The organism is Streptomyces sp. SA15 (assembly GCF_002291145.1).
In the GTDB taxonomy this organism is placed as follows: Bacteria; Actinomycetota; Actinomycetes; order Streptomycetales; family Streptomycetaceae; genus Streptomyces.
The window spans coordinates 307054-320257 of sequence record NZ_NTGE01000099.1 but is presented as its reverse complement, the minus strand read 5'-3'; the positions used below and the strand labels follow the sequence as shown (position 1 = coordinate 320257).

The following is a 13204-nucleotide window of genomic DNA, read 5'->3' as shown; positions in this document are numbered from 1 at the left end:
AATGTTTACGGCCGCCCCCGCACGCAATGTTCAGGAGCGGGTAACGCGCAGAGCATGCCGCTGCCGGGAGCTGTTGATACCTCTCCGTAGAACCACGAACGTCGAGAGCATCGAGAACAACGCCGAGAACGCCGAGAGCGCCGAGAGCGCCGAGAACATCGAGAACGCCGAGAGCATCGAGGAGGTCGTACCCGCGTGACCCGCAGCCAGCGTCTCGCCGCCATAGCCGTGGGCGCCGTTCTGCTCGTCGGAATACCCGTCGCCGGTGCTCACCAGGCGCCGCCTCCCGATCTCGGCGACCCCGTCGTCGTAGGCCGGACCACTGGACCGGCCCCCGCGCACAGCGCCGTGCCGCCGGGCGGGGGAGCGGCGGAGCACACCCCGGCCCGGTCACCGTCCCCCGACGCGACGGCACGGCCCTCGGACGCGGACGAGGACGCGGCCGACCTCGACCCCGCCCCCGCTCCGCCGGACGACGAAGACACCGACGACCGGACGCCCACGGCGAAGCCCGTGTCACCGCAGTCCCCCGTCCCCGCCGGAGTGGTGTCCGACGACGATCCGGCACCCACCCCCACGGCGCCGACCACCTCCGGAACGCCGAGCACACCCGCATCCGACGACGGAGACGACGATGGCGCCGGTGGTGACGACTGAGCCCCCACCCGCACAGCAGGCCGTCGCCATGCCCCGGCGCCACCCCCTGCGCTCGATCCGCGCGCGCCTGCTCGGACGGATGCTGCTGCTCGTCGGGCTGACTCTGGCGAGCCTCACCGGCGCGGAATCGTTCCTCCTCACGGCCCGCCTGAACGAACGCGTCGACCGCGAACTCGCCCACGACCTCGAGGCGTTCCGCTCCTTCGCGACCGATACCGCGGGCGGTTCGGGGCCGCCCCCGGGCGGGGTCCGCGCACTCTTCGTCGCCTACCTGGAGGGTTACATACCGGAACACGGCCAGACCCTGATCACCCTGGTCGACGGAGATCCGTACCGCCGCTCCGCCGAGCAGCCGCCGACCCGCCTGGACACCGACCGCGCGCTGATGGGCAGGGCCGCCGCGGTCCGCTCACCCTCCTACGGGGACGCGAAGAGCCCGGCGGGCTCCGTGCGGTTCGTGGCCGTGCCGGTCACGGTGGCGGGCGACTCCGCGCGGGGCGTGCTCGTCATCGCCAACTTCACCCAGCAGGAACGCGACCACATCAACGGCTCGATCCGCACCCAGATCTATCTCGGTCTCGGCGCCCTGCTGCTCTCCGCGTGCGTCGGCTGGATCTTCGCCAGCCGTATCGTCGCGCCGCTGCGGGTCCTGCGGGACACCGCCCGCTCGATCCACGAGTCGGACATCACCCGCCGCATCCCCGTCCAGGACAGGGACGAGATCGGCCAACTGGCGGGAACCTTCAACGACATGCTCGACCGCCTGGACGACGCCTTCACTACCAAGCGGCAGTTCATGAACGACGTGGGCCACGAACTGCGCACCCCCATCACCATCGCGCTCAGCCAGTTGGAGACCATCCCCGACGACCCCGCGGCCCGCGACCGGACGGTCGCGGTCATCACCGACGAACTGCACCGTATGCACCGCATGGCGGAGGAACTCCTCATGCTGGCCAAGGCCCGCCGCCCGGACGCCCTGCGCCCCGAGGACCTCAGCCTCTCCGAACTGATCGAGGAGGTGTACGTGAAGGCCGCCGCGCTGGCCGAACGCCGCTGGCTTCTCGACTTCGTGGAGAACCCGCACCGCGACACCCTCCACGCCGACCGTCAGCTCCTCACCCAGGCCATGATCCAACTCGCCCAGAACGCCGCTCAGCACACCGAGGAACACGGCCGTATCCGGATCGGCGGCCGGGCCGGAGCCGACATGGTCGAACTGTGGGTCGAGGACACCGGCCCCGGCATCCGGCTCGCCGACCAGCAACGCATCTTCGAGAGGTTCACGAGGGCGGAGGAACACCGCGGCAGAACCGGGGCAGGGCTCGGACTCGCCATCGTCAAGGCCATCGCCGAGGCGCACCACGGCGAGATCCAGGTGGACAGCAGCCCGGGCCGGGGCGCGACCTTCACCCTGCGCATCCCCCGCATCACGCACGCCCTGAACGGCGGCCCCCGGAAACCATGACCGAGAGCAGACAGTCCCGCCGCCACCTCCTCATCGCCGAGGACGAGGCCCACATAGCCGCCAACCTGTCGGAACGCTTCACCGCCCACGGCTTCCGTACCACCGTCGTCACCGACGGGGAGACGGCCCGGCGCGCGGCCATGTCCGGCAGATACGACCTCATGATCCTGGACGTCGGACTGCCCGGCGAGGACGGCTTCACCGTCGTCACCCGCCTCCGCGCGGCGTCCAGTGCCCTCCCGGTCATCATCCTCACGGCCCGGGACACCGTCGCCGACACGGTGTACGGCCTGGAGGGCGGCGCCGACGACTACATGACCAAACCCTTCAGCTTCGAAGAGCTCCTGGCCCGCGTCCGCCTGCGCCTGCGCCTGCGCGAGAGCGACAGCTCCGTCCTGCGGCGCGCCGGAATCGCCCTGGAGACCCGCACCCGCCAGGCCTATGTCGACGGCCGGATCACCCGGCTCAGCGCCCGGGAGGCCACCCTGCTGGAACACCTCATGCGCAACGCCGGCAGCGTGCTCAGCCGGGAGGACCTGCTCTCCGACGTCTGGGGGTACGAGGCGTCGGAGGGCTCCAACGTCGTCGACGTGTACGTCCGTTACCTCCGCCGCAAGCTGGGGGCGTCCAGGATCACCACGGTGCGGGGGCAGGGTTATCGGCTGGAAGGTGACGAACTCGCCTGACTGCGAGGTTTGTTCGCACCAGCGACCTGCTAACGGGGCTCCTGCGTGGGCTCCGTGGCAGGGGACCGGGTCGCTGCCCAGTACCGCCAAAATGGATAGGTCAATCCGATCGCTAGACTGGCCGGCATGACCCCTGGCGCCCAGCACCCCGACGAGCCCGCCGCCCCGCCGCTGCGCAGTGACGCCGAGCGCAACCGGGGGAAGATCATCGCCGCCGGGCGCACGGTGTTCGGGCGTGACGGCCTGAACGCCTCCATGGCCTCCGTGGCTCGCGAGGCGGGAGTGGGGATCGCCACCATCCTCCGCCACTTCCCCGCGAAGGAGAACCTGGTCGCCGCCGTCTTCTCCGACCGCATGGACGCCTACGCCGACGCGGTCGCCGTCGCCCTCGACGACCCCGACCCCTGGCACGGTTTCATCGGCTACATCGAGACCGCCTGCGCGATGCAGGCCGCCGACTACGGCTTCGCCGACGTCCTGACCACGACCTTCCCCACCGCCAAGGCCCTGGAGCAGCGCCGCAACGAGGCGTACGAGGCCATGGTGCGGCTCATCGACCGCGCCAAGGCGACGGGCCGTCTGCGCGAGGACTTCGACCCCTCGGACCTGGTGCTGATCCACATGGCCAACGCCGGCGTCATCAACGCCTGCGGCGAGGCCGCGCCCGACGCCTGGCGACGCGTCGTCGCCCTGTTCGTCCAGTCCTTCGAGGCCCCGGCCCGGGGCCCCCTGCCCGCCTCGCCCGAGCACGACGCCCTCTACCGGGCCATGCTCCGCGGCAGCCCGGCGGGGAGCACCGCACCGGAGCCGGGGAAGAGCGGCTGACGGATGGGGCATCCGCTACGACGCGCTCGACCAGCATGGGGCCGCTGCCATGGACGGCAAAGTCTTCAGCGGGCAGGTCCAGGGCTTTCAGCCGCTGGATCAAAGGGTGGGTCGACACGTGTGCGGCAGAGGGATCAAGCACGAGGAACTCCAGGTCGTCGGAGGTGTCCGGTGCTGAGCGTGCTACCCCGTCCCAGATTGCTGAGATCGCGAGATCTCGTGCGGAGAACCGCATGAAGGGGCAGGCTCTCGCGATCCTCGACAAGTACGAAGGACGCTACGGAATCTGATCCGAGGTCCGTGACGCGGTCGCCCACGCGGTCGCCGACACGGTTCGCCGCACGACCAACGCCGGGCGTGGACGGGGTGCGGCTGTCGTCCTGGCTCCGTAGGCTCGTATGGGAGTATCTCCGGCGGGCCGAGGTACACCCGGCGCACCGCGTCGCTCGCCTCCAGTTCCTTGAGGTGAGGTGGAGCCATTCATGACCACGCCACGGGACCTTTTGATCATCACCATGGACCTGGCCGCCGGTCGCGCCCTGGAACGAGGTGATCTGTCACTCGCGCTCGCGGGAGCCGAGCTGATCGACCTCCTGGATGCGCAAGCCATCACACTGGCCGATGATCACATCGTGCCGAGTGGCCGGCTCACCGTGGCTGATCGGATGTTGGACGAGGCTGCGTCCTCGCTCGCGCGACAAGCGCCGTACGACTCGGTCGACGACTGGCTGTGGCGCAGGGGCCGCGACCTGTCCGCGGCCTACCTGGCCGCCCTTGAAGCGGAAGGGCAGCTCAGTCGGCAACGCCACCGCCGCTGGATGATCTTCCAGCCCACTCACCTGGTGCTGGTGGATTCGCCCGCACGCCGCCACGCGGCGAACCGCTATGCGTCGGACGAGCCCGTCATCGCCGCCCTCGCGGCGGCCGTCGGGATCGGCGACAAGCCGACCGGAGAGTCACCAGGCGTGGCCGACGATGCCGTGGCGACCGTGCTCGCCGCCGTCCATGACGCGGTAAGGGGTCTGGAGGCCGAACGGCAGCGGCGAGCCCTCGACGAGGCGGCCTTCGACAACATCTGGCGGGGTGAGTAAGGACCGCACAGGGGGAAGGTGAGGGCGACGGTCGTCGTCGGTCTCGGCCCGCAGCATCTGGGCGCGGTCATGTCGGTCACCGTGACGACGGCGTGCGGGTGTCCCCTGCCCCCCTGCCGTTACCGACCGCCGGTCCGGGATCTTCCCGACCGGGCCGGGCGCACCTGCGCTCCAGGCGCGCCCAGCCCGGTTTCTGTCACTCGCCCGGGTGGGAGAGCTCGATGTCGTGGCCGTTCACGCCGGAGCCGTGCACGGTCAGGTGGGTGGCCCGCGGCGGGTATCCGGTCGCCATGACCGTGTACTCGCCGCCGTCCAGGTCGGTGAAGGCGTAGCCGCCGTCCTCGCCGGTGGTCGCGGTGGCCACCACGTTGCCGGCCGCGTCGACGAGCGTGACCCGCGCGTCGTTCAGCGGCCGGCCCGCAGCCGTGACCACGCCCTGCACCTGCGAGCCGGAGGACAGCTCGACCTCGCTCCTGGTGACGCCCTGCGCGGCGACCTCTACGGGCAGCGCGATGGGCCGGTACCCGGCCGCGGTCACCGCGAGGGTCACCTGGCCGGGCACCAGCTCGGCGAAGGAGAAGACGCCGTCCGCGCCGGTGAGTCCGGTGGCGACCACCTCGCCGCGCACGTCGGCCGCGACCACCAGGGCGCCGACGACCGGCTCCTTGGTGTCGGCCGACCTGACCGTGCCGAGCAGGCCGCTGGTGCCGGAGAGCAGGATGTCGTACGAGACCGGCTCGCCGCCGACCACGACCGTGGACGCCTGCGGCTGGTAGCCGTCGGCGGAGGCGATGAGCACATAACTGGCGACGCCAGGCGCGTCCACCTGGTACGAGCCGTCCGGCCCGGCCACCGCACGGCCCAACTGCCGCCCGCCCAGCGAGATCAGGGTGACGGTGGCCCGCGGCACGGGCGCGGACTCGGCGCCGCGGACGTGGCCGCCGACCGGTATGCCGCCGAAGGACGGGACCTCGGCCGAGACGCTCGCGGTCGCCGCCGGGACGGCCGCGGAGAGCGGCTGGACCGGGGTGTCGACGGTCCGCGTGGCCGAGGAGACGACCGGGTCCGGCACCTTCTCGTCGTCGCCGCGGCGGCGCAGACCGAGCGCCGCGAGGGCGGCGCCGACGAGGGCGAGGATGCCGGTGACGAGGACGGCCGTGTGGACGCCGTTCATGAAGGCGGTCTGACTGCCCTCCGTCACGGCCGCCCTGAGCTGTGCGGGCATCGCGTCGGTGACCGGGGCGACGCCCATCGCGACCGCGTCCTTCGCCTCCTCGAGACGAGCGGCGACCGGGCCGGGCACACCCGCGTCGGTCAGCGAGTCGGTGAGTGTGGAGCCGACGCGGCTGCTGATGATCGAGACGAGCACCGAGGTGCCGAGCGCGCCGCCGATCTGCAGTGAGGTGGCCTGCAGGCCGCCCGCGACGCCGCCGTCCTGGACGGGTGCGTTGCCGACGATCGCGTCGGAGGACGCGGACATCACCATGCCGACGCCGAGGCCGAGCGCGGCGAACGGCGGCCACATGGTGGCGTACGAGGAGTCGGCGCTCCACGAGAGCATCGCGAACGCGGCGCCGGCCTGCAGCACCATCCCCAGCGGCATGGTCAGGCGGGGGCCGAACTTCTCGGTGAGCTTCGCGCCGAGCGGCGAGGCCACCATGGAGACGAGGCTGAGGGGCAGGGTGCGCACACCGGCCTCGACGGGCGTGAAGCCGCGTACGTTCTGCAGGTACAGCATCACGAAGAAGATCACGCCGAGCAGGATGAAGAAGTTCAGCGCGGTGACGACCGTACCGATGGTCAGGGCCGGGTTGCGGAACAGGCGCATGGGCAGGAGAGGGTGCGCGACGCGGGTCTCGTACCAGCCGAAGAGGACCAGGACGACCAGGCCCCCGGCGATCGCGCCGAGCGTGCCGGCCGAAGTCCAGCCCCATGTCTCGCCCTTGACGACGCCGAAGACGACGGCGAGCAGTCCGCCCGCCAGCAGTACGACGCCGGGCACGTCGAACTTCTCGCTCGCGGCCGCCTCGTTCCTGGACTGCGGCAGCACCACGAGGCCGAAGACGAGGGCGATGACGCCGATGGGGGCGTTGATGTAGAAGACGGACTCCCAGTTGACATGCTCGACGAGCAGTCCGCCGACGATCGGGCCGAGCGCGGTGGAGACGGACGAGATCATCGCCCAGATGCCGACCGCCATGCCGAACTTCTTCGGCGGGAACACGGCGCGCAACAGCGCGAGGGTGTTGGGCATGAGCATCGCACCGAAGAGACCCTGTACGGCGCGGAAGGCGATGACGCCCTCGATCGAGCCGACGAGGCCGATCGCGACGGACGCGCCGGTGAATCCGACGACGCCGACGAGGTAGACCGTACGGCGCCCGAGGCGGTCGCCCAGCTTGCCGCCGAGGATGAGGGCGGCGGCGAGGGCGAGCAGGTAGGAGTTGGTGACCCACTGCAGTTCGGCGGTGGTGGCGTTCAGGTCGCGGGCGATCTCGGCGTTGGCGATCGAGACGACGGAGCCGTCGAGGCCGACCATGAACAGGCCGAACGCGACGGCGACCAGCGTCAGCCACGGGTTGGCGCGAAGACCGCGAGGTCGGGGGGCGGTGGATACGGGGGTGGGCGCTGTGGAGACAGCGGTGACAGGCATGGAGAGGTGTCCTCGGGACGTACGGCGCGCAGTTGGGAGCGCGTGGACGTGTGTGTGGGGGAGTGACGTGTGTGTGGGGAGTGGGGGAGTAGCGGGGGCAGCGCACGCGGCCCTCGCCGCGGCAGCGGCAAGGGCGGTGAGCGTACGGCGAGTCGCGACCGGTCAGACGGCGCGGTCGCGCAGCCGCCGGGTGAGAGCCTCGAGGGCGCCGAGCGCAGAGCCGAGGGCGCCGAGGTCGCCTTCGGTGAGGGTACGGAGCGCGGACGCGAGCTGCCGCGCCGCGACGTCCTCGGCCTCGCCGATGCGCTGACGGGCCTTGGCGGTGACACGCAGGTGCGCGACACGCTTGTCGGTGTCGTCCTGGTGCCGCTCGAGGAGGCCCGCTTCGGTGAGGCGGGTGACCAGGGCGCTGACGTTGTTCGGCTTCATCAGCAGTGCGCAGGCCGCCTTGTGGACGGTGGCGCCGTCGTGTTCGGCGACGTACCGAAGGAGCGCCAGCTGTCGCTCGGGGGGCTTGGGGTAGGGCAGTTGGCCCGCGACGCCCCGTTCGACGTACCGGTTCAGCGCGGGCAGGCACGCCACGAGGCCCGCGGCCACGTGGTCGATGCTCTGGCTCTGGCGAGCCTCGCTGATCCCGGACACGCCGCCAAGCTACCTGTGACGAGAAACCTATGTCAACATACCCATTCGTTGGGGCTCCAGAAAGATCCCCAGGTCAGTGACCTGCGGTTTGTCTCTGTCGCCGCCTGCCGAAGGACACCACGCCGGTGGAGGAGCACGCTGACGACCAGACCGACGGCGAAGAAGGCGGCCGACCACCAGTAGGCGGTTGCGGTCAGCCAGACCATCCCGGCGGCGGCCAGGCCCATGCCCAGCGGCACGATCGCCCTGGGGGCGAAGGGGCGGGCGGTCGCCAGGCCCCTGCTGGAGTGTCAGCGCTGCGACGGTGCCTGTGCGGGTTCGTCGTCTCGCGGGTGGGGCGAGGTGGTGCGCTGGGCGAGGATCCGCGCTGTGTGGGGTGCGCGGCTGGCGGCGAGGGCGAGCAGCGGAAGGAGGGTGAGGACCGCGGAGACGGCGCCGACCAGAGGCGGTCCGGTCAGGCCGAGGGAGGAGTCCATCGCCCTGCCTGCGATGGCCGACCCGGCGGCGATGCCGGTGTTGTAGGCGGAGGTGGTCAGCGCTGAGGTGAGGGTGGGGGCGTGGCCGGCGAAGCGGACGGCGAGCGAGGTGACGACCGGGTTGACGGTGAATCCCGTCAGGGCCATGAGGAAGACGACAAGCGTGGCCGTGACAGGGTTGGCCGACAGCGGGATCAGCAGAAGCAGGCTCAGGGCGGTGGCCGCGGCGGCGATGAGGGTGGTGGTCATCGGGCGGCGGTCGCCCAGGCGGCCGCCGATGGCCGTGCCGCCCAGAGCACCGATGCCGAAGACGATCAGGACCAGCGGTACGGCGCCTGCCGGAATGCCGGCGCGGTCGGTCAGCAGCGGGGTGATGTAGGTGTAGGCCGCCAGGACACCGCCCATGATCAGCATCGCGGCGGCGAGCGCCAGCCACAGTCGGCCCTGCCGCAGAGCACCGACCTCGGCCCGCATGGACACCTGTGCACGCTGCTCGATCGGAGGGATGAAACGGCCGATGAACGCGGCGGCGAGGCCGGCCAGGGCGGCCAGTGTCCAAAAGGGGCCGCGCCAGCCGACGTACTGTCCGGCGAAGGAGCCGATCGGCACGCCGATGACGTTGGCCAGGGTCAGGCCGCCCATCATGACGCCGATGGCGCGAGTGGATGTGCGGGGGCCTGCGGCGGCGGTGGCGACGACGAATCCGACGGCCCAGAAGGCTCCGGTGGCCAGGGCGGTGACGAAGCGGGTGATGAGCACGATCGCGAAGGAGGTACTGGCCGCCGCGACGACGTGCCCGAGGCTGAAGACGGCCAGAGCCAGGATCAGCGTCCGGCGCTGGGGCAGGCGCAGGGTCGCCATGGCCATGGTCGGCCCACCGACGATCATGCCGATGGCGAAGGCGGTGATCAGCAGGCCGGCATGGGAGACGCCGACTCCGAGGTCGCCGGCCATCTCGGGCAGCAGGCCGGCGATGAGGAACTCGGTGGTCCCCATCAGGAACGTGCCGGCGGCGAGCACCCAGACGACGAAGGGCAGCTTGCCGGGGTTGGTCCCGGATGCGGAAGGCATGCGTGTGGTCTCTCCTTGAGCGGTATGCGGGGGTCGGGGTGGCTGCCAAGGTTCCCGGAGCGGACAGCGGCCCCGTCGTTCACGGTTCCAAGCACCGCAATGGACGTGAAATGGGGGGCCTCTGCCCGTTCCGGTGGCCGGCCGAGTCAGGAGACGGCTTCGATGGTGATCTCGTCGGCGGTGGCGAGTTGCTCGGGGCCTTCGTCGGCCATGTGGCCGATGGGGATCACGCCGGAGTGGTACGGGGCGTCGCCGTAGTAGGTGGCCAGGGTGCCCCAGGGCTCGTAGTAGGCCAGGTCACCGACTTGCGGGTCCGCCCCTTCCGGGGCGCCGGAGGTGGACAGCTCGCGCGGCAGGTCGGCGGCCTTCTCCGTCTGGTTGAAGTCCCTCAGGGACAGGGTGAGGGGGAGCTGGGCGGCGAAGTCGCGGGCGGTCGCGCTGTCGTTCAGGGTGGCGGCGATGTGGTGGCCGTTGATGGTCAGCCGGATGTTCACGGCGGGGGTCCTGCCGGAGGGCGTGGCGGACGCGGAGCCTGTCGGCGTCTCCTGCTGAGTGGCGCGGGAGGGCTGCGAGGCGTCGTCCTGGGTGCAGGCGGTCACCGCCAGCAGCAGGGCTGCGGCCGGGAGCGCGCGGACGAGGGCGGTCGGGGTCATGGGATGTCCTGGGGTCAGTCGGGCAGGGGCGAGGCGTAGTGGCGGAAGCCGTCGTACTCGGCGCTTGTGCGGTCGTACAGGCCGCTGTCCCGCTGGTGGTGGATGTCGTACAGGCGCTGGGCCGGGACCTCGGGGCTGCTGTGCTCGGGGTCGGGCCGGGGTCAGGGCTTGAGGAGGGTCTTGATGGCGCGGCGTTCGTCCATCGCCTTGTAGCCCTCGGCGACCTGCTCCAGGGGCAGGGTGAGGTCGAAGACCTTGCCCGGGGTGATCCGGCCGGTCAGGACGCGGTCGATGAGGTCGGGCAGGTAGCGGCGGACGGGGGCGGGACCGCCGCGCAGGCCGACGTGGGAGAAGAACAGTTCCACGCCGTCGACCTGCACGTCGTGGGGGACGCCGACGAAGCCGACGTTGCCGCCGGGGCGGGCGGAGTGCAGGGCCTGCCGCATGGCCTCGCCGGTGCCGACGCACTCCAGCACGCTGTCGGCGCCGATGCCGTTGGTGAGGTCCTTGACGCGGGCGATGCCTTCGTCGCCGCGTTCGCTGATGATGTCGGTGGCGCCGAATTCGAGGGCGAGCCTCTGGCGGGAGGCGTGGCGGCTCATGGCGATGATCCGCTCGGCGCCGAGCTCGCGCGCGGCGATGACGCCGCACAGGCCGACCGCTCCGTCTCCGACGACCACGGCCGTCGATCCGGGCTTGACCTCGGCGGCGAGGGCGGCGTACCAGCCGGTGCCCATCACGTCGGAGACGGCGAGCAGGCCGGGCACCACCTCGCCGGACGGGTGCTCCTCGGTGGCGACGAGGGTGCCATGTGCGTTGGGGATGCGCACGTAGTCGGCCTGGCAGGTGCTCATGAACTCGCGGTGCAGGCAGTTGGACTGCCAGCTGTTACGGCAGTTGGCGCAGGTGTTGTCCGAGGTGGCGAACGAGCCGACCACGAACTGGCCCGGCTGGACGTTGGTGACCTCGCTGCCGACCTCCTCGACGATGCCGACGTACTCGTGCCCCATCGGGTGCGGATCGCCGATGGGTTCCAGGCCGCGGTAGGGCCACAGGTCCGAGCCGCACACGCAGGTGGCGACCGTGCGGATGACGGCGTCGGTGGGCTGGATGATCTTCGGGTCGTCCAGGTTCTCGAAGCGCACATCGCCGGGGGCGTGTATGACTGCTCCGCGCATGGGTGGGTCTTCCTTCACTAGCGAGGCTCTCGTGTGCCGCGACCGTCGTTTGCGTACGGCCGGTCACGGTCGAGCCTCACATGTGGCGGCACGCGCGAAAAGCGGAGAAATCCATCCAGGGAGGGAATCATCCTGGGAGGAAATTCTCCCCCCTTTCCCGGGTGCGTTCGGTGCCATGCTGGGAAGCATGACCGGCAATGTCCCCCTCAATGAGCTGGGAGAATTCCTCAAGAAGCGCCGCTCGGAGCTGAGCCCGCGCACGGTCGGGCTGCCCGAAGCCGGGCCCCGCCGGGTGGCCGGGCTGCGCCGTGAGGAGGTCGCCCAGCTCGCCAGCATCAGCACCGACTACTACATGCGCCTCGAGCAGGGCCGTATGCAGGCGTCCGCGCCTGTGTTGGACGTCCTGGCCCGGGTGCTCCATCTGGACGACGACGAGCGCGGCTACCTCTTCCAGCTCGCGGGCAAGACCACCACTCGTACCCGGCGCCGCGGCCGGCAGAAGGTCCAGCCCCAGTTGCAGCGGGTCCTGGACGACCGGAGGACCCCCGGCTGATCGAGCTGGTCGGTGAACTGTCCACGCGGGACAAGCAGTTCGCCCGGTGGTGGGGCGATCACCGGGTCGCGGCCCGCACCGTGGGCACGAAGACCCTCAACCATCCGGTCGTCGGCGAACTCGTCCTGGACTGGGACACCCTCACCGCCAACACAGACCCCGATCAGCACCTGACCGTCTGGACCGCCGAGCCCGGTTCCCCCACCCACGAGCGGCTGAGCATCCTCGCCTCCTGGGCCGCCGACCAGAACCTGCCCGCGTCCCGGCCGCTCACCTGACGCCGTCAGAAACGGTTGAGCGCGGCGTACCGCGGCGTACCGCGGCGTACCGCGGCGTACAGCGATGGACGCTGTGGGAGGCCACGTCCTCAATGAGCTGCTTGTCAGCGCTTACTCGCGGGTGGGAAAACCAAGGGGGGACAAAAATCTCCCAGTTACAGGCATTACTCGTGATGCCAGACTCCCCCCATGGACGGCCGCGGCAAGGGCGCGGTCGCCTAGTGCCCCGTGTGCCGGGCGTCGCGACGGGGCGAACCAGATCTGCGGCGACGTCCCGCCTCCTGCCGTGCCGCTCTGTACGGCCGATCCGTCCGTGATGCGAAGGCATATCCATGTCCATTGACCTCCCTGAATCCGCTGTTCCACCCCCCACCGGATCCGACGAGTCCTCCTCGGCGCCCAGTCGGCGCGCCTTCATCGCCACCAGTGCCGCCGTCGGCGGTGCCGTCGTGGCCGGAGGGACTTTCCTAGCGGGCTCGGAAGAAGCCACCGCCGCGGGGCCGTCCCCTTCCAGCCGCGTCTCCCTTACGGTCAACGGCACCCGCCGCACCGTGACGGTCGACAACCGCACCTCGCTGCTGGACCTGTTGCGCGAGCACTTCGACCTGACCGGCTCGAAGAAGGGCTGCAACGCCGGCGCCTGCGGGGCGTGCACCGTGCTGGTCGACGGGCAGCGGGTCAACTCCTGCCTGACGCTGGCCGTCCGGCTCGAGGGCGCCGAGGTCACCACCATCGAGGGTCTGGCCGAGGGTGACCAACTGCACCCGTTGCAGCAGGCGTTCATCGACGAGGACGCGTTCCAGTGCGGCTACTGCACCCCCGGCCAGATCGTCTCCGGCGTCGGCTGCATCCAGGAGGGCCACACCGGTTCGCCGGAGGAGATCCGGGAGTGGATGAGCGGCAACATCTGCCGCTGCGGCTGCTACGTCAAGATCGTGCGCGCGGTCGAGCAGACTGCGGGCCGGAAGTAAGG

The 13204-nt window shown here is 70.8% G+C and carries 12 protein-coding genes and 1 pseudogene; 8 read left to right on the top strand and 5 right to left on the bottom strand.

Annotation, left to right across the window (positions count from 1 at the left end):
• Positions 1-73 precede the first annotated feature (73 nt).
• The 6 genes from CLM62_RS51680 to CLM62_RS21610 all read left to right on the top strand — a co-directional run bounded on the left by CLM62_RS51680 (position 74) and on the right by CLM62_RS21610 (position 4727).
• Positions 74-199, top strand: a complete 126-nt coding sequence (locus tag CLM62_RS51680) for a hypothetical protein (RefSeq protein ID WP_257003974.1) — start codon at positions 74-76, stop codon at positions 197-199.
• Complete coding sequence (locus tag CLM62_RS21630; protein WP_095751531.1) at positions 196-657, top strand: hypothetical protein; 462 nt, start codon at positions 196-198, stop codon at positions 655-657. Before CLM62_RS51680 ends, CLM62_RS21630 begins: the two co-directional genes overlap by 4 nt.
• Entirely contained in the window at positions 644-2125 is a 1482-nt protein-coding gene (locus tag CLM62_RS21625) for a HAMP domain-containing sensor histidine kinase (protein ID WP_179382176.1), read from the top strand. The genes CLM62_RS21630 and CLM62_RS21625 overlap by 14 nt, the downstream gene beginning before the upstream one ends.
• Positions 2122-2811 carry a response regulator transcription factor gene (locus CLM62_RS21620; RefSeq protein ID WP_095751529.1) on the top strand — a complete coding sequence of 230 codons (690 nt, stop codon included), beginning with the start codon at positions 2122-2124 and terminating at the stop codon, positions 2809-2811. The genes CLM62_RS21625 and CLM62_RS21620 overlap by 4 nt, the downstream gene beginning before the upstream one ends.
• Before the next feature lie 126 nt (positions 2812-2937).
• On the top strand, positions 2938-3636 hold the full coding sequence (locus tag CLM62_RS21615) for a TetR/AcrR family transcriptional regulator (protein ID WP_095751528.1): 699 nt from the start codon (positions 2938-2940) through the stop codon (positions 3634-3636).
• Between the two features lie 482 nt (positions 3637-4118).
• On the top strand, positions 4119-4727 hold the full coding sequence (locus CLM62_RS21610; RefSeq protein ID WP_095751527.1) for a GPP34 family phosphoprotein: 609 nt from the start codon (positions 4119-4121) through the stop codon (positions 4725-4727).
• Between the two features lie 196 nt (positions 4728-4923).
• On the opposite strand, the gene CLM62_RS53120 is transcribed toward CLM62_RS21610, so the two are convergent.
• The 5 genes from CLM62_RS53120 to CLM62_RS21585 form a co-directional block, all read right to left on the bottom strand.
• Positions 4924-7380 carry an MFS transporter gene (locus tag CLM62_RS53120; protein ID WP_095751526.1) on the bottom strand — a complete coding sequence of 819 codons (2457 nt, stop codon included), beginning with the start codon at positions 7378-7380 and terminating at the stop codon, positions 4924-4926.
• A 162-nt stretch (positions 7381-7542) separates the two neighbouring features.
• The gene (locus CLM62_RS21600) at positions 7543-8022 is read right to left on the bottom strand and encodes a MarR family winged helix-turn-helix transcriptional regulator (protein ID WP_373559170.1); all 480 of its coding nucleotides are present in this window, start codon (positions 8020-8022) and stop codon (positions 7543-7545) included.
• 290 nt (positions 8023-8312) lie between these two features.
• Entirely contained in the window at positions 8313-9569 is a 1257-nt protein-coding gene (locus CLM62_RS21595; protein ID WP_095751525.1) for an MFS transporter, read from the bottom strand.
• Between the two features lie 146 nt (positions 9570-9715).
• On the bottom strand, positions 9716-10222 hold the full coding sequence (locus CLM62_RS21590) for a cyclophilin-like fold protein (RefSeq protein ID WP_095751524.1): 507 nt from the start codon (positions 10220-10222) through the stop codon (positions 9716-9718).
• A gap of 161 nt (positions 10223-10383) precedes the next feature.
• Positions 10384-11400 (bottom strand): zinc-dependent alcohol dehydrogenase family protein, encoded by a 1017-nt coding sequence (locus CLM62_RS21585; protein WP_095751523.1) that lies wholly within the window; start codon positions 11398-11400, stop codon positions 10384-10386.
• Between the two features lie 175 nt (positions 11401-11575).
• Between CLM62_RS21585 and CLM62_RS21580 the strand changes: the two are divergent.
• Both CLM62_RS21580 and CLM62_RS21575 read left to right on the top strand, forming a co-directional pair.
• A pseudogene (locus CLM62_RS21580) lies at positions 11576-12231 on the top strand (helix-turn-helix domain-containing protein).
• A 332-nt stretch (positions 12232-12563) separates the two neighbouring features.
• The gene (locus tag CLM62_RS21575) at positions 12564-13202 is read left to right on the top strand and encodes a (2Fe-2S)-binding protein (protein WP_095751522.1); all 639 of its coding nucleotides are present in this window, start codon (positions 12564-12566) and stop codon (positions 13200-13202) included.
• The last annotated feature ends 2 nt before the right edge of the window (positions 13203-13204 follow it).

Excerpts from the sequence above, each read along its gene's own strand:
- CLM62_RS21620 (WP_095751529.1), top strand. The coding sequence starts at position 2,122 with ATGACCGAGAGCAGACAGTCCCGCCGCCACCTCCTCATCGCCGAGGAC.
- CLM62_RS21615 (WP_095751528.1), top strand. The coding sequence starts at position 2,938 with ATGACCCCTGGCGCCCAGCACCCCGACGAGCCCGCCGCCCCGCCGCTG.
- CLM62_RS21610 (WP_095751527.1), top strand. The coding sequence starts at position 4,119 with ATGACCACGCCACGGGACCTTTTGATCATCACCATGGACCTGGCCGCC.
- CLM62_RS53120 (WP_095751526.1), bottom strand. The coding sequence starts at position 7,380 with ATGCCTGTCACCGCTGTCTCCACAGCGCCCACCCCCGTATCCACCGCC.
- CLM62_RS21595 (WP_095751525.1), bottom strand. The coding sequence starts at position 9,569 with ATGCCTTCCGCATCCGGGACCAACCCCGGCAAGCTGCCCTTCGTCGTC.
- CLM62_RS21590 (WP_095751524.1), bottom strand. The coding sequence starts at position 10,222 with ATGACCCCGACCGCCCTCGTCCGCGCGCTCCCGGCCGCAGCCCTGCTG.
- CLM62_RS21585 (WP_095751523.1), bottom strand. The coding sequence starts at position 11,400 with ATGCGCGGAGCAGTCATACACGCCCCCGGCGATGTGCGCTTCGAGAAC.
- CLM62_RS21575 (WP_095751522.1), top strand. The coding sequence starts at position 12,564 with ATGTCCATTGACCTCCCTGAATCCGCTGTTCCACCCCCCACCGGATCC.